The sequence below is a fragment of the Fulvimonas soli genome (assembly GCF_003148905.1).
Lineage (GTDB): Bacteria > Pseudomonadota > Gammaproteobacteria > Xanthomonadales > Rhodanobacteraceae > Fulvimonas > Fulvimonas soli.
In genome coordinates this window covers 105,835-124,397 of the sequence record NZ_QGHC01000003.1, presented here as the reverse complement: position 1 = coordinate 124,397, position 18,563 = coordinate 105,835, and the positions used below count along the sequence as shown (strand labels likewise).

Genomic DNA, 18,563 nt, shown 5'->3' with positions numbered 1-18,563 from the left:
TTGCCAGCCCGGGAGAAAGCGGCATGGGCTGCCTGCCATTGCCTTTGTTCTTTTGATCGGTTTCTTCGTCGGCCGCCTGTTTGGCGGCGACGCCGGCGCGCTGTGGGGATCGGCCTCGGTCTCGTGCCGGGCCTGGCCTGCACGACCGCCTTCGCGCTCGCGCTGCGGCGATACCGGCCCCACGACGGGGGCGCGAAGCGCGGATGGCGGCTAGCCTTCCTCGCCCGCCTTCACCGTCGCCTTGCGCTCCTGCTTGCCCCAGCCCACCGACGGGCCGCGCAGGGCCGTCCACACCGAGCGCACCACCACGTAGTACATCAGCTGGCGGTAGCCGAAGCGCTGCAGCACCAGCCACCACAGCAGGCTCCACTTCTCGCGCTTCTCCATGGCGAAGGCGAGCACGCCGGCAGCGAGGTCCACCGCCATGAACACGGCGTAGAACACGCCCATCTTCACCAGGTTGTCGTAGTTGAACTGGCCGCGGTGCTGCAGGTAGTCGATGCCGGTGGAGACGAGCTGCCACAGCATCAGCAGGTCCACCAGCGGCGACACCACCGAGAACACGATCTGGAACAGCCACACCTGCGGCAACGCCACCAGGCCCAGCGCGCCGTAGCGCGGGTTGAAGGTGGCGCCGCGGTGCTTCCACAGGCACTGCAGCGTGCCGTAGGCCCAGCGGAAGCGCTGGCGCGCCAGGCCGCGCGCGGTGTCGGGCGCTTCGGTCCAGGCCACCGCGGCGCTGTCGAACAGCGCGGTGTAGCCGGCCTTCTGCACGGCGATGGTGAGGTCCTGGTCCTCGGCCAGGGTGTCGCCGGGGAAGCCGCCGAGCCATTCCAGCGCCGCGCGCCGCCACGCGCCCACCGCGCCGGGCACCACGGTGATGGTGCCGAGCGCGGCCAGCGCGCGGCGCTCCAGGTTCTGCGCGGTGACGTATTCCAGCGCCTGCCACATCGTGATGAGGTTGACGCGGTTGCCGACCTTGGCGTTGCCGGCCACCGCGCCGACCTTGGGGTCGGCGAACCAGCGCACCAGCCGCGCGATGGTGTCCGGCTCGAACTGGGTGTCGGCGTCCAGCGCCACGATCACCTCGCCCTTCGAGGCGCGCAGCGCGGTGTTCACCGCGTTGGCCTTGCCGCCGTTGGGGATGCGGATGAGCCGCACGCGCGGCTCGTTCGCGTAGGCGTCGCGCACCACCTGCGCGGTGGCGTCGGTGGAGCCGTCGTCCACCACGATCACCTCCAGGCGCACGTGGCGGCTCTTGAGGATGCGGCGGATCGAGCTGGCGATCACCTTCTCCTCGTTGTAGGCGGGGATCAGCACCGACACCAGCGGCTCGTCCGCCATCGCCGCCGGCCTGCGGCGGCGGTCGCGGAACCAGTTGATCGCGGCCAGCCCGCCGAGGACCAGCAGGCGCGCCACGCCCAGGCACACCGCGGCGAGGAACAGCCCGCGCAGGAAGTGGCCGAACCAGCCCAGGGTGAGGAACACCGAGCGGTCGGCCCAGCGCGCCAGCGAGCCGGGCGGCAGCGGCGGCATGCCCTGGTCGCGGGTGAGCCCGGCCAGCTCCGACACGGTGACGAACTGGTAGCCCTGCGCGCGCAGCCCGTCGATGATGCGCGGCAGCGCCGCCACCGTCTGCGAGCGCTCGCCGCCGCCGTCGTGCAGCAGCACCACGCGGCTCTGCCGGTCGGGGCTCTGGTGCGCGACCTGGCTGAGCACGCTGTCCACCACCTGGTCGGCGGGCAGGCGCTGCCAGTCGTCCGGGTCGATGTGCAGGCCCACCGCGATGTAGCCCATCTTCTGCGCGATCCGGATCGGCACCAGCTCGTCGGCGGTGGTGGGCTCGGCGTCGCCGAAGTAGGGCGCGCGGAACAGCCGCATCGAGCGGCCGGTGAGCGCCTCGAACAGCCGCTGGGTGGCGTTGAGCTCCAGCGCCACGATGCCGGGCGGGATGTCGCCCATGTTCGGGTGGGTGAAGCTGTGGTTGCCGACGTCGTGGCCCTCGGCCACCTCGCGCTGCACCAGCCCCGGCGACATCTCGGCGTTCTCGCCGATGATGAAGAAGGTGGCCGGCACGTGCCTGGCCTTGAGGATGTCCAGGATCTGCGGCGTCCACTCCGGGTCGGGGCCGTCGTCGAAGGTGAGCGCGATCTTGCGCGGCGCGGTGCCCACGCGCTGGATCACGTAGGAGCTGGGCAGCGCGGTGTAGCGCTCGTCGTCGATGCTGCCGTCGTCCTTGTCCACTTCCAGCGTGCGCGCGCCGGGCGAGGGCGCGCTGGCGATCTGCAGGATCTCGCCCTGGCCCTCGATGTCGATGTCCTCGCCCTGGCCGATCGTGCGCAGGCCGTCCGGCGCCGGCGCGCCGTAGGGGCGGCCGAACAGCGACCACACCGAGGGGTCCTCCGAGCCCAGCCGCCACACGGCGTAGCCCCACGGCCTGTAGGCGTCGGCGGCGTGGATCTGGTTGTAGGCGGTGACGCCGTCGAGGAACCACACCTGGTGCACGGTGCCGTCGTCCTCGCTGTAGGAGTAGTGCGGGTTGCCGCTGTCGCCGTCGAAGTCGATCCCGGCCTGCGCGTCGCTGGCGCGGTCCATCGCGTCCTGGAAGGTCAGCGCCTCGGCGGCCTTGCCCTGCGCCCAGTCGTAGCCGTAGCTGCCCAGCGCGACGATGGTCTGGTCCGGGTCCAGCTCCTTCATGCGCCTGTCCAGCGTCTGCTCGAACCAGTCCTGGCCGGCGATGCTGCCCGGGTCCTTGCCGGCCCAGTGCTGGTCGTAGGCCATCAGCAGCTCGAAGTCGGCCAGGTCGGCGCAGCCCTTGTAGTCCCAGTCGGGATCGTCGAACGGCACCGACAGCACGATGCCCCAGCCGTGCGGCGCGAAGGCGTCGGACAGCTCGGACAGGAACGCCTTGAGATCCTTCTGCGCGCCGGCGGGCAGTTCCTCGAAGTCCACCGTGACGCCCTGGAAGCGGTGCGCGGCGAGGAAGCCGACGATCTCGCTGATGCGCGCGCGCCGGCGCGCGGGGTCGGCCAGCAGGCGCGCCAGGCCGGCGCCGTCCCATTGCGCGTTCGCCGCGTTCTGCAGCAGCGGCAGGATCGGCGCGGAGGGCTTCGCGCGGCGGATCAGCTCCAGCGCGCGGCTGTCGATGTTCTCGTGCAGCGCCATGTCCGGGCCGCTCACGCTCAGCCAGGAGGGGATCACCCAGTCCAGCGAGGGCAGCGCGCGCTTGAGCGCCGGGTAGCTGTTGTCGTCCCAGTTGACGTAGAAGCCGATCGCCAGCGGGCGGTCGGCCGGGCGGTCCAGCGAGGGCGGCGGCGTGCGCGCCGGCGCGCTGCGCGCGGCCGGCTGGCGCGGCGGATGCAGCTGCTTCTGCCTGGCGCGCACTTCCGCGGCCAGCTTCTCGGCGGGCTTGAGCAACTGCGGCGCGGCCGCCTTCACCCCGGCCAGCGCGTGCAGGCCGTGGCCGTGCCGGCCCAGCCGCAGCGTGTCCAGGTTCGGCGCCACGAACAGGCTCGCCGCGCAGGCCAGCGCGAACAGCGTGCTGACCACGGCGATCGCCAGGCCCAGCCGCGAGACGTGGCTGGCGCGCCGGCCGGTGGGGTCGAAGAAGATCGGTTTCTTTTGCATGCCCTGGACAGGGTGGAGGAAGCGCGGCGGCGATTGTCGCTGCCGGCCGGTGAACTGGGACGGAGCGGCGCAGGGGCGATGATAAGAGCCTTTTCACGGTCTCCCCCATGCCTCGCCAGGAGCCGACTGCGCGCGGGCCGGGAAAAGCGAAGGCGTGCCGGCTTCGGGGAGCGGGGAGTGGGCGGCGGTCCGCGCCGGTGAGGCCTGGCGGAGTGGGGCGCGGGGCCGCGATACCCCCGCGTCGGCGCGGAAGCCGGGCGCACCGGGCGGTCAGCCCGCCGCGCCCGGGCGGCAGCGGGCGGCGCGTTCCAGCATCAGCTGCCGCTCGCGCGCGTTGCCGGCCAGCGCCGCCGCGCGCTCGAACTCGGCGCCGGCCTCGGCGTGGCGGCCGAGCTTGTCCAGCAGGTCGCCGCGCACCGCCGGCAGCAGGTGGTAGTGCGCCAGTGCCGGCTCGCCGCGCAGGGCCTCGACCACGGCCAGGCCGGCGGCGGGCCCCTCGGCCACGGCCACGGCGACCGCGCGGTTGAGCTCCACCACCGGCGAGGGCGCGACGCGCGCGAGCAGCGCGTAGAGCGCGGCGATGCGCGGCCAGTCGGTGTCGCCGTACCGGCGCGCGCGGGCGTGGCAGGCGGCGATGGCGGCCTGCAGCGCGTAGGGGCCCAGCGCGCCGCCCAGCCGTTCCGCGCGGGCCAGCGCGTCCAGCCCGCGCCGTATCGCCAGGCGGTCCCACAGCGCGCGGTTCTGCTCCGGCAGCAGCACCGGGCGGCCGTCGGCGTCGGTGCGCGCGCGCTGGCGCGAGGCCTGCAGCTCCAGCAGCGCGAGCAGGCCCTGCGCCTCCGCCTCGCGCGGCATCAGCGCGGCCAGCGTGCGCGCCAGCCGCAGCGCCTCCTCGCACAGCGCGGGGCGCAGCAGGTCCTCGCCGGCGGTGGCGGCGTAGCCCTCGTTGAAGATCAGGTAGAGCGTGCCGAGCACCGCGGGCAGCCGGGCGGCGCGCTCCTCGCCGCGCGGCACCTCGAACGCCACGCCCTTCTCCGCCAGCGTGCGCTTGGCGCGCACGATGCGCTGCGCCACGGTGGGCTCGCTCTGCAGGAAGGCGCGCGCGATCTCGGCCGTGCTCAGCCCGCCGAGCAGGCGCAGGGTGAGCGCGACCTGCGCCTCGGGCGACAGCGCCGGGTGGCAGGCGGCGAAGATCAGCCGCAGCAGGTCGTCGCCGATGTCGTCGTCGAGGGCGTCGAGGTCGGGCATGGCGAAGGCCTCGCCGTCGGGGTCCGCGCCGAGCACGGCGTGCTTGCGCTCGATCAGCTTGCGCCGGCGCAGCTGGTCGATGCCGCGGTGGCGCGCGGCGGTCATCAGCCAGGCGCCGGGGTTGTCGGGCACGCCGTCCACCGGCCAGCGCTCCAGCGCCGCCACCAGCGCGTCCTGCGCCAGTTCCTCGGCCAGGTCCAGGTCGCGCACCACGCGCACCAGCGCGCCGATCAGGCGCGGCGATTCCAGCCGCCAGACGGTCTCGATGGCCTTGTGCGTGTCGGCTCCGCGCATGGGGCCGATCACAGCATGCCGCGCCGGCGGCCACAAGGCGCGCGCATCAGTGGCGGCCGGCCGCGCCGGCGCGCAGGCGTTCCTCCGCGGCGCGCAGTTCCGGCGACAGCGCCGCGCCGAAATCCTCCGCCTCGAACAGCGGGCGGATCTCGATCTCGCACGCGCCGTCGAACGGCGCCGGGCAGCGGCGCACCCATTCCACCGCCTCGTCCATCGAGCGCACCTGCCACAGCCAGAAGCCGGCCACCAGCTCGCGGGTCTCGGCGAACGGACCGTCCACCACCGTGCGCCCGCCGTCGGCGCCGAAGCGCACGCGCTTGCCGCGCGCGCTGGGCTGCAGGCCCTCGCCGGCGAGCAGCACGCCGGCCTGCGCCAGCTCCTCGTTGAAGCGTGTCATCGCGGCCAGCAGCCGCTCGCTCGGCATCGCCCCGGCCTCGGAATCCGCGGTGGCCCTGACCATCACCATGCAGCGCATCGTCGTCTCTCCCGTTCGCGTGGACGAGGCGGGCGGGTTTTCCCGCCGCTCTCGTGGACACGACGAACGGCGGGCCGCCGGATCGACAGGCCGGGTCAGCGGGCCGCCGCCGCGCGCGCGAGGTCGGCCGGCGCCTGCGCGGCAGGCCTGCCCACGGCGACCACAGGCCGCCCGGTGGCTTCGCCCCAGTACAGTACAGGCCGGCCAGGTCGGCGGCGGTGCCCAGCGACCAGCAGGCGACCGGGAAGGCGGGCCAGGCCGACCAGCTCCGCGTCGGACAGCGTGGCGTGCGTGTTCCGGCATGGCGCGTTCCTCCCCGTTTGCCGGTCGGAAGCAGCGGCCGCGGCAAAGGTTCCCGGCGCCGTGCCGGCCGGCTCAGCGGGCCGGCGGCGCCAGCGTCAGCGTGTACTTCGCCGGCCCCGGCAGCAGCGGCGTGGGGCGGCCTTCCACCCAGTCGTCGTGGCCGGCGCCGTAGAACGGCGAGAGCGGGTTGTCGCTCTGCCCGCCGGGCATCTCCAGGATGCCCTCGGCCTCGTGGCCGGGGCTCACGTCCAGCCGCTCGGAGGCGCCGAAGCCGGGCGCGGCCACGCGCGGCATGTCGGCGTCGCCCGGCAGCGGCTGGTCGGGCATGTCGAGCAGGCGGCCGGCGAAGCCGGGCAGCGCGCGCGAAAGCGGATGGCGGATGCCGGCGTGGTTGACCTCGCCCCAGGTGCGCGCGGACAGGCCGCCCGGCTGGCTGCCGAGCTCGTCCACGACCTGCCGCGCGGCGGCCAGCAGCAGCGCGTTCCAGTCCTGGTACTTCGGGTCGAGCAGCCAGGCCGGGCGGTCGCGCAGCAGCGTCCACACCGCGGCTTCCGGGTCGGCGCCGCGCGGCCAGGCGAAATCGGCGAAGCGCGCCTTCGCGCGCGCCACGAAGGGCGCCAGCACGGCGGCGTGCACGTTCGCGCGGAAGGCGCGCACCAGCCGGTAGTCCACGCCGTCCGGCGCGGCGCGGTTGCGCCAGGCGGCGGTGAGCTGGCGCAGCTGCTGCAGTGCCGGGTCGTTCGCGCCGGCCAGGGTGTCCTGCAGCAGGCGCTGCCAGCGGAGCAGGAACGGCGCGCGGTTGTCCAGCTGCACGTCGAGCAGGCTGCCCGGGGTGAAGCTGGCGCGGGCGCGCAGGTCGTCGCGGATCTGCTGCGCGCGCGCGCCGAGGTCGTGGCCGCCGTTGCCGAGCAGCGCCAGCGCCGGGCCGTCCACGGTGCGGTTGTTCGCCGTCCACAGCCGGCCGTCGGCGGGATCGAGCACGCGCGGGCGCTGCGCGGCGTCGGCCCAGCCCTGCCAGCCGGTGCCGGGGCGCGACCAGTCGGCCGGCAGCTGCGGGTCGAAGCCCGCGCGCAGCGGCACGCTGTTGCCGGTGACGGTCCAGCCGACGTGGCCGGCGGCGTCGGCGGCCAGCAGGTTCTGCGGCGGCATGCCCATCGACGGGGCAAGGTCGAGCGCGTCGGCGGCGCTGGCGACGTGCTCCAGCTGCATCACGCCCAGGTTGTAGGCGCGCGGCAGGTCGCCGATCCAGGCCAGCGCGAGCGGCGTGCCGTCGGCGTCCTTGGCGAGGATCGGGCCCCAGCGCGTGTCTTCCACCGTCAGCACGTGGTCGGGCTGGCCCTTGACGCGGATGCGCTCCTCGTGGCGCCCGATCGTCGCCCAGCCTTCCGGCACCTTGTAGCGCGAGGCGTCCGCCGGGTCGCGCTGCACGCGCACCCAGTCCAGCCAGTCGCCGTAGCTGTTGGTGAAGCCCCAGGCGACCTGGCCGTTGGAGCCGACCACCAGCGCCGGCGTGCCGGGCAGGGTGACGCCCACCGCGTCGCGGCGGCCGCTCGGCGCGGCCGGGTCGGGATAGCGCAGCCGCGCGCGGAACCAGATGTCGGGCACGCGCAGGCCCAGGTGCATGTCGTTGGCGAGCATCGCCGCGCCGGTCTCGGTGAGGTTGCCGGCCACCGCGAAGTTGTTGCTGCCGGGCATGCGCGCGTCCAGCGCCGGCGCGAGCGCGGCGGCGAGGCCGCCGGCCGCCCGCGCGGGCGGCGCGGCGCGCAGGTCGAGCACGTCGGCGCCCGGCACCACCGGCGGGTGCGAGGGCTGGCCGAGCAGCGGCGCTTCCCAGTCCGGGTCGGGCGCGAGCAGGAAGTCCACCAGCGGCCCCGGCAGCGTGGCGCGCAGCTGCGCCACGCGCAGCTCGCGCTCGTTGCGGCCGTCGCCGTTGAGGTCCAGGTACATCGCGGCGATCACCAGGAAGCTGTCCTCCGAGCGCCACGGCCGCGGCTGCGTGCCGAGCAGGAAGTACTCCCACGGCTTCAGGTGCAGCGCGGCGAGGCCGGCGTTGACGCCGTCGCGGTAGCGGTCCAGCACGCGCTTCTGCTCCGGCGGCAGCTGCGCGTAGGCGGCCTCGGCCACCGCGCGCAGACGGTGGCGGCGGTGGTTGAGGTCGGCGTCCAGCGCGGCCGGGCCGACCAGCTCGGCCAGCTCGCCGGCGGCCAGCCGGCGCATCAGGTCCATCGCGAAGTAGCGCTCCTGCGCGTGCACGAAGCCCAGCGCCCAGGTGAGGTCGTCGCGGCTCTCCGCGGTGAGGGTGGCGCTGCCCAGCGCGTCGCGCTCCACGCTCACCGGCGCGGCGAGCGCGGCCGTGCGCAGCTCGCCGTCGAGCCGGGCGCGGCTGCCGGCCAGCAGGTACCAGCCGGCGGCGAGGACGATCAGCACGAGCGCGAGCAGGCCCAGCAGCAGGGCGCGCCGGAAGCGGAAACGGTAGCGTGGCGTCATTGGGGGGCGAAGACCGCGAAGATGCCCGCGTAGGGCTTGACCATGAAGGCGGGAGCACCGGCGTAGCCGTCGCCGTCGAGGTAGAACTGCGAGATGGTGCCGTCCAGGTAGAGCGCGTCGCGGCAGTGCAGGGCGTCGCGGAACAGCCGCGCGAAGGTGTGGAAGTTCACCGGCGCCTCGCTCACCGCGAACACCACCCGGGTCGGCGTCTGCGCGCACACGCCGCTGCGCCACTTCAGGCTGTCCGAGTCGCCCACGAAGGCGTTGTTGAGCTGGCCGTCGATCACCAGCATCGGCCCCGACTGCGTGGCCCACTGCGCCGGTCTGCCGTCGGCCTTGAACGCCTCGCTGGTGCGCACCGCGGCGCGGCCGTCCGGGTAGATCGAGAACACGCCGTTGGGCCGCAGCGAGAAGTTGCCCGCCGCCGGGTTGCCGTGCGCGAGGTTGAGCGGCACCAGCACCTTGCCGTTCTCCACGTACAGGCCCAGTGGCGCGGTGCGGTGGTCGTAGATGCCGGCGTTGGCGGCGAACAGCAGCCGCCGGCCGTGCGCCTCGCCCCACTGGCGCAGCGTCTCGATGTCGCCGAAGGGGCGGCCGGTGTCCGGGTCGCGCCAGTACAGGCCCAGCGGCTGGCGCTTCAGGTCCACGCCGACCACGCGGAAGGTCTGCCCGTCGAAGCTGCGCTCCTCCGTCTCCACCGCGCGCGCCGGATGGAAGCAGGCGGCGACGAGGACGGCCAGCGCGAGCGGCAGCAGCCGGCGCAGGCGTCGGACGGTCGGTGGCAGGGAACGCATCGGCATGTGCCGATGGTCGCCGCCCGCCGCCGGCCCGCGCAAGGGCGGCCGCGGGAAACGTTCAGCGGAGGGGCCGTCCGCTACACTTGCGTCTTTTGCCGGCCGCCGCGCCATGCCCTACACGCCGATCGTCGCCACGCTGGGATACGTGCTCTCGCCCGACCGCGCGCGGGTGCTGATGATCCACCGCAACGCGCGGGCGGACGACCAGCACCTGGGCAAGTACAACGGCCTGGGCGGCAAGATGGAGCCGGGCGAGGACATCGCCGCCTGCATGCGCCGCGAGATCCGCGAGGAAGCCGGCATCGAGTGCGAGGCGATGCGCCTGCGCGGCACGCTCAACTGGCCCGGCTTCGGCAAGCACGGCGAGGACTGGCTGGGCTTCGTCTTCCTGATCGACGGCTTCAGCGGCGAGCCGCACGCGGGCAACCACGAGGGCACGCTGGAATGGGTGCCGCGCGACCGGCTGATGGAGCTGCCGATGTGGGAGGGCGACCGCCACTTCCTGCCGCTGGTGTTCGACGCCGACCCGCGCCCGTTCCATGGCGTGATGCCGTACAGGGACGGGCGCATGCAGTCGTGGTCGTACACCCGGCTGTGAGCGCGCCGGACGCCGCGCCGCGCATCCGCATCGTCGCCGCGGTGATCCGCGACGGCGCGGGCCGCTCGCTGCTGGTGCGCAAGCGCGGCGCCGAAGTGTTCCAGCAGCCCGGCGGCAAGCGCGATCCGGGCGACGCCGACGACCTCGCCACGCTGGCGCGCGAGCTGCGCGAGGAGCTGGGCTGCGAGCTGCTGCCCGGCTCGGCGCGCTTCCTGTGCCGCGCCAGCGCGCCGGCGGCGAACGAGCGCGGCCACGTGGTCGAGGCCGAGGTCTACGAGGTGCAGGTGCGCGGCGAGATCCGCGCGCAGGCCGAGATCGCCGAGCTGCGCTGGATCGATCCCGCCGCGCCCGGCGGGCTGCCGATCGCGCGGCTCAGCCGCGAGCACATCCTGCCGCTGCTGCGCTGAGAGTCTCTCTGGTTTCCAGCTTCTCGAGGCGGCGGTTTTTAGCCGTCGTTCCAGCGCGAGCTGGAATCCAGTAGCGATACCGCCTGTTCGGGCCGTGTCGTCACCGGATGACCAGCCCTTCGGCTGTTGAAAAGCGCCTCCGGCCTGCGCCGGAATGACGAGCGCAGGCCCGGCAGGGGCATGGGCCGCGCGCTGTCACGGGAGGCCGTGCTGCGCCCGTACAACCGGCCGCATCACCCCCGCTCGGCCAGCGCGCGCAGGATGGTGCAGGTCGCGGTGGTGCCGTGGCGGCAGGCGTCGAGCATGCCGCGCAGCTCGGCGGCCATCGCGTCCAGCTCGCGGCGCTTCGCCTCGACCTGGGCCAGGTGCGTCCGCGCCAGCTCGTCCGCCTCGCCGCACGGCAGGTCCCCGGCCGCGGCCAGGCGCAGCAGGCCGCGGATCTCGTCCAGGCCGAAGCCGAGCGCGCGGCTGCGCACGATGAAGCGCAGGCGCTCCACGTCGCGCGGCCCATAGGAACGGTAGCCCGCGCCCGAGCGCAGCGGCCGCGGCAGCAGCCCGATGCGCTCGTAGTAGCGGACGGTCTCGAGGTGGCAGCCGGCGGCGCGCGCCAGCTCGCTGATCCGCATGGCGTTGACTCCGTAGCGGCTACGGGCCTTAGCCTGCCAGCCTCCGCGAAGGCGATCAATCGACGCATGGGCTGCTGCGGCTGCGAATTCACCGGCGCGCGACTGGCGCGCAGATCGCCGGACCACCGCCGCGTGCTGTGGCTGGTGCTGGCGATCAACGCGGCCATCTTCGCCGGCGAATACGCCGCCGGCTGGCTGGCCCGCTCGACCGCGCTGCAGGGCGACTCGCTGGACAGCCTCGGCGACGCGCTGGTGTACGGCCTCAGCCTGGTCGTGGCCGGGCGCGCGCTGCGCGCCCGTGCCGCGGCGGCGCTGGTCAAGGGCGGCATCCAGCTGGCGTTCGCGCTCGGCGTGCTGGCGCAGGCGCTGCACCGGCTGGTGGTGGGCGGTCCACCGCTGCCGCCGGTCATGCTGGTCGCCGCCGGCCTCGCGCTGGCGGCCAACGCGACCTGCCTGTGGCTGCTGACGCGCTACCGCGACGACGACGTCAACATGCGCTCGGTCTGGCTGTGCTCGCGCAACGACGTGCTCGGCAACGCGGGCGTGCTGCTCGCCGCCGGGCTCATCGCGTGGAGCGGGTGGGGCTGGCTCGACCTGCTGTTCGGCGCGGGGCTGGCCATGCTGTTCCTGGGTACCGGCCTCGGCGTGCTGCGCGCCGCGTGGCCGCAGTTCCGCGCGCCGCGGGCCGCGGCGACCCGCTGATCCACAGGACGACGGCTCAGGGCACGTCCGCGAGCCAGGGCGCGGTGCCGAACTTGTGCTGCGCCAGCGCCTGCGCGCGAGCCAGCTCGCCGGGGCGCAGCGCGTCGTCGGCCAGCCCGTGGCGGCGGCGGAAGGTGTCGACCATGCGCGCGATCACCGCCTCGCGCGGCAGGCCGGTCTGGCTGCGCAGCGGGTCCACGCGCTTGGCGGCGCTCCGCGTGCCCTTGTCGGACAGCTTCTCGCGGCCGATGCGCAGCACCTCCAGCATCTTCGCCGCGTCGATGTCGTAGGCCATGGTGACGTGGTGCAGCACCGCGCCGCCGCGGCGGGTCTGCGCGGCGCCGCCGATCTTGCCGGCGTCCGAGGCGATGTCGTTGAGCGGCTGGTACCAGGCGCGGATGCCCAGCTCGCCCAGCGCCGCGATTACCCAGGCGTCCATCAGCGCGTAGGACTCCTGGAAGGACAGGCCCTCGACCAGCGAGGCCGGCGCGTAGATGGAGTAGGTGATGGTGTTGCCCGGCTCGATGAACATCGCGCCGCCGCCGCTGATCCGCCGCACCACCTCGATGCCGTGCCGGCGCGCGGCCTCGCCGTCCACCTCGTTGCGCAGCGACTGGAAGCGGCCGATCACCACCGCGGGCGAGGCCCATTCCCACACGCGCAGCGTGGGCGGGCGGCGGCCGGCGGCCACCTCGTCGGTGAGCGCCTCGTCCAGCGCCATGTGCAGCAGCGGCGGCTGCGGCGCGTCGTGGATCAGCTGCCACCCGTGGTCGCGCCAGTGCGTGCGCATCAGGCCGTCTCCGGCCGCAGCGCGCGGTGCACCGCCACCGCGACGGCCTCGGGCGAGATGCCGTACATCAGCGTGTCCGCCGGCAGGCCGCGGCGGACGGCCTCCGCCAGCGCGTGCTCGCCGGTGTCGGCGGGCTGGCCTTCCAGCGCGCGGTCGATCGCGCGCAGCGCCTCGTCGGGTTCGAGGAAGAAGTCGCCGCTCAGGCGCACATGGGCGAGCCGGCCGTCGCGCACGTCGAGGTCGACCACGACCAGCTTGCCGCCGGGCATCTTGTATTCGCCGTGCATGGGCTCCGGGAACCTGCCGTTGTCGGGAAGTTGACGGTGCCCGGATCGGGGGGCGCGGCGCAAGTGGTTCCTGCCGCGAACGGGCCCGTCCGTCATTCCGGCGAAAGCCGGAATCCAGTCCGAGCATGCCGTGCGAAGCACACGACCTTGGGTTTGCCGCGCTTCGAGGAAAGCACTTCGGCTGGACGACCCGGTGCGCTCGCCTTGCGGGCCTTTCCGTCACGCGGATGTTCCGCGCGCTTCGCGCCGGTCGGCTTTCGCCGGCATGGCGGCGCGGGAGGCTGGATGCGGGACGGCGGACGCGCCGGCTTCAATGCGCGGGCCTGCTGCCCCAGGCGGCGCTTCCGCTCAGTGCCCGTGGAAATGCCCGGTCGCCCCGCCGACGGAGATGCTCACGCCGCCGGTGGGATGCTCGCAGCTGCCGAAGGCCTGGCTGAGGCTGACCGTGCCGGTCTGGTAGTTGCCGCTGACGTGGTTGCCGCTCATCACGCCCATGCCCACGCTGCCGTGCATCTGCGGCTGGTTGTAGGTGGCGTCGTCGCAGGCGGGGACGGCGCGCGCCGTCTCGTCGCTGCCCATGCGGCCGCTGGTGTCGCCGTAGTAGGTGCCGGGCGGGTCGGCGCGGTAGGACGAGGCGTTCGCCGCCGTGGCGGCACGGCCCGCCTGCGCGTTCGAGGCGGCGGCCGTGGAGGCGGCGCCGGCGGGAGCCGCGTTGCCGGCGGCCGGCGCCGCCTGGGTGTTCGTCGTGCCGGTGCCGGCGGCGCTGCCGCTGGCGGCGGGATAGCTGCCGGCCGGCGGCAGCTTGAGGTTGAGCGGCTTGCCGGCGTTCTGCGCCCACGCCGTGCCGGCCAGCAGGCAGGCGGCGAGGAGGGCGGTGCTGCGGATCGTCTTCATGGGGAACTCCGGGAGGATGCCGCTTCCAACGCGCGAGCGGTGCCGGCGTGCACAACGGGGTTGGAAAGGCTCGTGCGCGGGAAGTTCCGCTGGCGGGGGCGGGACCTTGCCGCGAGGGTCGGCCCCTCACCCCGACCCTCTCCCCGGAGGGGAGAGGGAGCAGACGAAACCTCACCCAGAGGGGAAGCGAAAGCCGAGGATCAGCCGGTGGTCTCGATGCGCTCCACGCGGCGGAAGCCGCGCGGCAGCACGCCGCCGCGGCTGGCGCGGTTGCCGCCGTACTCGACCAGGTCCGGCCACTTCAGGATCAGCTTGCGCTGGCCGGCGTACAGCGTCACCTCGCCGCTGCCCTCGGCCACCACCGCGATGCCCGCCACCTTTTCCTCGCCGCTGGCGAGCCTGGCCCTGGGAATCTCGATCAGCTTGTTGCCCTTGCCCTTGTCCAGCTCGGGCAGCTCGGCCACCGAGAACATCAGCAGGTGGCCCTCGGTGGTGGCGACCACGATGCGGTCGCGCGCCGGGTCGGCGGTGATCTGCGGCGCCAGCAGCCTGGCCCCCTCGGTCAGCGAGACCAGCTGCTTGCCGGCCTTGTTGCGCCCGGTCAGCGCCTCGAAGCGGGTGACGAAGCCGTAGCCGTGGTCGGTGGCCAGCACCAGGCGGGTGTCGTCGTCGCCGGCGGCCAGCGCGTCGAAGCTGGCGCCGGCGGGCGGGCTGAAGCGGCCGGTCAGCGGCTCGCCGTTGCCGCGCGCGGAGGGCAGCGTGTGCGCGGGCGTGGAGTAGCTGCGGCCGCTGGAGTCGATCACCGCCACCTGCTGCGTGGTGCGCGCCTTCACCGCGGCGAGCAGGCCGTCGCCCTCGCGGTAGCTCAGCCCCTCGGCGTCCACGTCGTGGCCCTTGGCGGCGCGGATCCAGCCCTTCCGGCTCAGCACCACGGTGACCGGTTCGCTCGCCACCAGCGCGCTCTCGTCCAGCGCCTGCGCCGCCTCGCGCTCGACCAGCGGCGAGCGGCGCGCGTCGCCGTACTTCTCCGCGTCGGCCTTCAGCTCCTGCTTGATCAGGCCCTTGAGCTTGGCCGGCGACTTCAGCAGCACGTTGATCTTGGCGCGCTCCTCCTCCAGCTGGTCGCGCTCGGCGTTGATCTTCATCTCCTCCAGCCGCGCCAGCTGGCGCAGGCGGGTTTCGAGGATGTAGTCGGCCTGTTCCTCGCTCAGGCGGAAGCGCGCCATCAGCACCGGCTTGGGCTCGTCCTCGGTGCGCACGATGCGGATCACCTCGTCCAGGTTGAGGTAGGCGATGCGCAGGCCTTCCAGGAGGTGCAGGCGGCGCTCGACCTTGCCGAGGCGGTGGTTGAGGCGGCGCGTCACCGTGTCGGTGCGGAAGGCCAGCCACTCGGTGAGGATGCGCTTCAAGTCCTTCACCTGCGGCCGGCCGTCCAGGCCGATCATGTTGAGGTTGACGCGGAAGCTCTTCTCCAGGTCCGTGGTGGCGAACAGGTGCTGCATCATCTCGTCGAGGTCGACGCGGTTGGAGCGCGGCACGATCACCAGGCGGATCGGGTTCTCGTGGTCGGACTCGTCGCGCAGGTCCTCGATCATCGGCAGCTTCTTGGCGCGCATCTGCGCGGCGATCTGCTCGAGGATCTTCGACGGACTCACCTGGTGCGGCAGCGCGGTGATCACGATGTTGCCGTCCTCGCGCCTGTACACGGCGCGGGCGCGCACCGAGCCGCCGCCGGTCTCGTAGATCGTGCGCAGCTCGCGGCGCGGCGTGATGATCTCCGCCTCGGTGGGGAAGTCGGGGCCGAGGATGTGCTCGCACAGCTCGGTCACGCCGGCGTCCGGCTCGTCCAGCAGGCGGATGCAGGCGGCGGCCACCTCGCGCAGGTTGTGCGGCGGGATGTCGGTGGCCATGCCCACCGCGATGCCGGTGGCGCCGTTGAGCAGGATGTGCGGCACGCGCGCGGGCAGCCAGCTCGGCTCCTCCAGCGTGCCGTCGAAGTTCGGCACGAAGTCCACCGTGCCCTGGCCGAGCTCGCCGAGCAGCGCCTCGGCGATCGGGGTGAGCTTGGACTCGGTGTAGCGCATCGCCGCGAAGCTCTTCGGATCGTCCGGCGAGCCGAAGTTGCCCTGGCCGTCGATCAGCGGGTAGCGGTACGAGAACGGCTGCGCCATCAGCACCAGCGCCTCGTAGCAGGCGCTGTCGCCGTGCGGGTGGAACTTGCCGATCACGTCGCCCACGGTGCGCGCGGACTTCTTCGGCTTGGCGGTGGCGGCCAGGCCCAGCTCGCTCATCGCGTAGACGATGCGCCGCTGCACGGGCTTGAGGCCGTCGCCCACGAAGGGCAGGGCGCGGTCCAGCACCACGTACATCGAGTAGTCGAGGTAGGCGCGCTCGGCGTATTCCTTGAGCGGGATCTGTTCGTAGTTGGCTTGCAGGTTCATGCGATTGCGTCGATGTGATGGCGCCGCCGCGGCGCCGATAGCCGGCCGATGGTGCCAGAACGCCCCCGCGCGGGACAGCTTGCGCGGCGGCGATCCTTGCCGGAGCCCTAGCCGCCGGGCAGCGGCGGCGCGCGCAGCGGCACCGGGGTGGACTGCACGATCGAGGTAGTGGTCTGGCCGTACTGCAGGAAGCGGTCGAGGATGGTGTCCAGGTGCTCCAGCGCGTCCAGGTGCACCTTGATGACGAAGCAGTCCTCGCCGGTGACGCGGTGGCACTCGGCCACCTGCGGCAGCTTGCGCGCCAGCTCGGCGATCTTCGGCAGCTGCCCCGGCGCCGGGCGCACGCGCACGTAGGCGGTGATCGGCCAGCCCAGCGCGGCGGGGTCCAGTTCCAGCCGGTAGCCGCGGATCACGCCGCTTTCCTCCAGCCGGGTGAGGCGCTCCTTCACCGCGGGCGCGGACATGCCGACGCGCTCGGCCAGCCGTGTCACCGGCTGGCGCGGGTCCTCCAGCAGGGCCTGCAGCAGCGCGACGTTGCGTGCGTCGGCCAGCAGCCTGGAAATCTGAGGCATGGATGTCTCCTGGCCTTCAATATCGAAAAAATGGCTTCGCTTGGCCTTGAAGGTTGGATGGATGATGCGCCCATCCTCTGCAAAAGTGGAAGCATGCAGAAGGCAGCGGGTTTCCCGGCAGGCAATGGTCCGGTCGCGGCACGTTCCGCCGCGGAGCGGCTGCCGCCGCAGCTGTGGTTCGTCGTCAGCGCGGTGTTCCACTACCTGGGACCGGCGTTCGCGGTGCTGCTGTTCGCGCGGCTCGGGCCGCTGGGCGTGGCCTGGCTGCGCATCGCCGGTGCGGCGGCGGCGTTCGCGGCCTGGCGGCGGCCGTGGCGCGGCTTTTCACGGCAGGCCGCGACGGTGCGGCGCGACGTCGTCGCGCTGGGCGCGGTGCTCGCCGCGATGAACGCGTGCTTCTACCTGGCCATCGCGCGGCTGCCGCTGGCCACGGTCGGCGCGATCGAGTTCCTCGGGCCGATCGCGCTGGCGCTGGCGGGCATGCGCACGCCACGCAACGCGATGGCGCTCGCGCTGGCCGTCGCCGGGGTGGGCCTGCTCGTGCGCGTGCGCCTGGCCGGCACGCCGGCGGGCTTCGCGTTCGCCTTCGCCAACGCCGCGCTGTTCGCCCTGTACATCGCGCTCGGCCACCGGCTGGCGGGGGAGGGCGGCGGCAAGGGCATCGACCGGCTGGCCGCCGCCATGCTGGTGGCCCTGGCCTGCGTGGCGCCGCTGGGCCTGCGCGACGCGCTGCCCGCGTTCGCCAGCCCGCCGCTGCTCGCCGCGGGCGTCGGCGTCGGGCTGTGCTCCTCGGCGGTGCCCTACGTCTGCGACCAGCTGGCGATGGCGCGCCTGCCGCGCGCCAGCTTCGCGCTGCTGCTCTCGCTGCTGCCGGCCACGGCCTGCCTGATCGGCCTGCTGGTGCTGCGGCAGTGGCCCGGCCGGCACGAGGCGCTCGGCCTCGTCCTGGTGATGGCCGGCATCGCCATCCATCGCGCGGCGCGCTGAGCGCCGCCTGCGGAGATCACGCCATGCAATACGCAAGACTCGGCAGGAGCGGCCTCAAGGTTTCCCGGATCGGCCTGGGCTGCATGAGCTACGAGGTGTCCCCGGCCGAGCGGCCGTGGCACCTGGACGAGGCGCAGGGACGGCAGTTCATCCGCCGCGCGCTGGAGCTGGGCGTCAACTACTTCGACACCGCCAACATGTATTCCGGCGGCGCCAGCGAGGAAGTGCTGGGCCGCGCGCTGCGCGACTTCGCGCGGCGCGAGGAGGTGGTGGTCGCCACCAAGGTGTTCTATCCGATGCGCGCCGATCCCAACGCCGGCGGCCTCTCGCGCAAGGCGATCATGACCGAGATCGACGCCAGCCTGCGCCGGCTCGGCACGGACTACGTGGACCTGTACCAGATCCACCGCTGGGATGCCGGCACGCCGGTCGAGGAGACGCTGGAGGCGCTGCACGACGTGGTGAAGGCGGGCAAGGCGCGCTACCTCGGTGCCTCGACGATGCTGGCCTGGCAGTTCTGCAAGGCGCTGCACGTGGCCGGCCGGCACGGCTGGACCCGCTTCGTCGCCATGCAGAACCACTACAACCTGCTCTACCGCGAGGAGGAGCGCGAGATGCTCGACCTGTGCCGGGCCGAGGGCGTCGGCGTGGTGCCGTGGAGCCCGCTGGCGCGTGGCCGCTTGGCGCGCGCGTGGGAGGACGAGCCGAGCACGGTGCGCGGCCGCTCCGATCCCTGGGGCGACGGCGTGTACGCCGCGATGCGCGAGGCGGACCGCAAGGTGGTCGACCGCGTGGGCGAGGCCGCCGCGCGGCTCGGCGCGACGCGCGCGCAGGTGGCGCTGGCCTGGCTGCTGCGCCAGCCGGCGGTGACCGCGCCGATCGTGGGCGCCACCCGCATGCATCACCTGGAGGAGGCGGTGGCCGCCGTCGCGCCGGCGTTGCCGGACGAGGAAGCCGTGCGGCTGGAGGCGCCGTATGTGCCGCATCCGGTGGCCGGCATCGTCGTGCCGGGCGTGGCGGACTGAGTGATC

16 protein-coding genes are annotated in these 18,563 nt (G+C 73.6%); 5 read left to right on the top strand and 11 right to left on the bottom strand.

Annotated elements, in window-relative coordinates; translation table 11 throughout:
- Positions 1-210: 210 nt before the first annotated feature.
- From C7456_RS04525 to C7456_RS04505, 5 genes are all read right to left on the bottom strand, one after another.
- Entirely contained in the window at positions 211-3,627 is a 3,417-nt protein-coding gene (locus C7456_RS04525; protein WP_109722582.1) for a trifunctional glycoside hydrolase family 18/polysaccharide deacetylase/glycosyltransferase family 2 protein, read from the bottom strand.
- A 270-nt stretch (positions 3,628-3,897) separates the two neighbouring features.
- Positions 3,898-5,166 (bottom strand): RNA polymerase sigma factor, encoded by a 1,269-nt coding sequence (locus C7456_RS04520; RefSeq protein ID WP_109722581.1) that lies wholly within the window; start codon positions 5,164-5,166, stop codon positions 3,898-3,900.
- A 46-nt stretch (positions 5,167-5,212) separates the two neighbouring features.
- On the bottom strand, positions 5,213-5,641 hold the full coding sequence (locus C7456_RS04515) for a YciI family protein (protein WP_109722580.1): 429 nt from the start codon (positions 5,639-5,641) through the stop codon (positions 5,213-5,215).
- Between the two features lie 375 nt (positions 5,642-6,016).
- Entirely contained in the window at positions 6,017-8,431 is a 2,415-nt protein-coding gene (locus C7456_RS04510) for a penicillin acylase family protein (RefSeq protein ID WP_109722579.1), read from the bottom strand.
- Entirely contained in the window at positions 8,428-9,231 is an 804-nt protein-coding gene (locus tag C7456_RS04505; protein WP_109722578.1) for a phosphodiester glycosidase family protein, read from the bottom strand. The genes C7456_RS04510 and C7456_RS04505 overlap by 4 nt, the downstream gene beginning before the upstream one ends.
- Before the next feature lie 106 nt (positions 9,232-9,337).
- Between C7456_RS04505 and C7456_RS04500 the strand changes: the two genes are divergently transcribed.
- Both C7456_RS04500 and C7456_RS04495 read left to right on the top strand, forming a co-directional pair.
- Positions 9,338-9,826, top strand: coding sequence for an NUDIX hydrolase (locus C7456_RS04500; protein ID WP_109722577.1), 489 nt, complete (start codon positions 9,338-9,340; stop codon positions 9,824-9,826).
- Positions 9,805-10,233, top strand: coding sequence for an NUDIX hydrolase (locus tag C7456_RS04495; RefSeq protein WP_245889764.1), 429 nt, complete (start codon positions 9,805-9,807; stop codon positions 10,231-10,233). The genes C7456_RS04500 and C7456_RS04495 overlap by 22 nt, the downstream gene beginning before the upstream one ends.
- A gap of 233 nt (positions 10,234-10,466) precedes the next feature.
- On the opposite strand, the gene C7456_RS04490 is transcribed toward C7456_RS04495, so the two are convergent.
- The gene (locus tag C7456_RS04490) at positions 10,467-10,859 is read right to left on the bottom strand and encodes a MerR family transcriptional regulator (protein WP_109722576.1); all 393 of its coding nucleotides are present in this window, start codon (positions 10,857-10,859) and stop codon (positions 10,467-10,469) included.
- 66 nt (positions 10,860-10,925) lie between these two features.
- Between C7456_RS04490 and C7456_RS04485 the strand changes: the two genes are divergently transcribed.
- Positions 10,926-11,561, top strand: a complete 636-nt coding sequence (locus C7456_RS04485) for a cation efflux transmembrane domain-containing protein (RefSeq protein WP_109722575.1) — start codon at positions 10,926-10,928, stop codon at positions 11,559-11,561.
- Positions 11,562-11,577: 16 nt separating this feature from the next.
- Here the strand turns inward: C7456_RS04485 and C7456_RS04480 are convergent, their stop codons facing one another.
- The 5 genes from C7456_RS04480 to C7456_RS04460 form a co-directional block, all read right to left on the bottom strand.
- A complete protein-coding gene (locus tag C7456_RS04480; protein ID WP_245889763.1) occupies positions 11,578-12,351 on the bottom strand; it encodes a lipoate--protein ligase family protein in 774 nt (257 codons plus the stop codon).
- Positions 12,351-12,638, bottom strand: a complete 288-nt coding sequence (gene lplB, locus C7456_RS04475) for a lipoate-protein ligase small subunit (RefSeq protein WP_109722574.1) — start codon at positions 12,636-12,638, stop codon at positions 12,351-12,353. Before lplB ends, C7456_RS04480 begins: the two co-directional genes overlap by 1 nt.
- A 348-nt stretch (positions 12,639-12,986) precedes the next feature.
- The gene (locus C7456_RS04470) at positions 12,987-13,532 is read right to left on the bottom strand and encodes a hypothetical protein (protein WP_109722573.1); all 546 of its coding nucleotides are present in this window, start codon (positions 13,530-13,532) and stop codon (positions 12,987-12,989) included.
- Between the two features lie 200 nt (positions 13,533-13,732).
- The gene (parC, locus tag C7456_RS04465; protein WP_109722572.1) at positions 13,733-15,973 is read right to left on the bottom strand and encodes a DNA topoisomerase IV subunit A; all 2,241 of its coding nucleotides are present in this window, start codon (positions 15,971-15,973) and stop codon (positions 13,733-13,735) included.
- Positions 15,974-16,080: 107 nt separating this feature from the next.
- Complete coding sequence (locus tag C7456_RS04460) at positions 16,081-16,545, bottom strand: Lrp/AsnC family transcriptional regulator (protein WP_109722571.1); 465 nt, start codon at positions 16,543-16,545, stop codon at positions 16,081-16,083.
- 93 nt (positions 16,546-16,638) lie between these two features.
- On the opposite strand from C7456_RS04460, the gene C7456_RS04455 reads away from it, so the two are divergent.
- Both C7456_RS04455 and C7456_RS04450 read left to right on the top strand, forming a co-directional pair.
- A complete protein-coding gene (locus C7456_RS04455; protein WP_109722570.1) occupies positions 16,639-17,532 on the top strand; it encodes an EamA family transporter in 894 nt (297 codons plus the stop codon).
- A 23-nt stretch (positions 17,533-17,555) separates the two neighbouring features.
- Positions 17,556-18,557, top strand: a complete 1,002-nt coding sequence (locus C7456_RS04450) for an aldo/keto reductase (RefSeq protein WP_109722569.1) — start codon at positions 17,556-17,558, stop codon at positions 18,555-18,557.
- Positions 18,558-18,563: the final 6 nt, after the last annotated feature.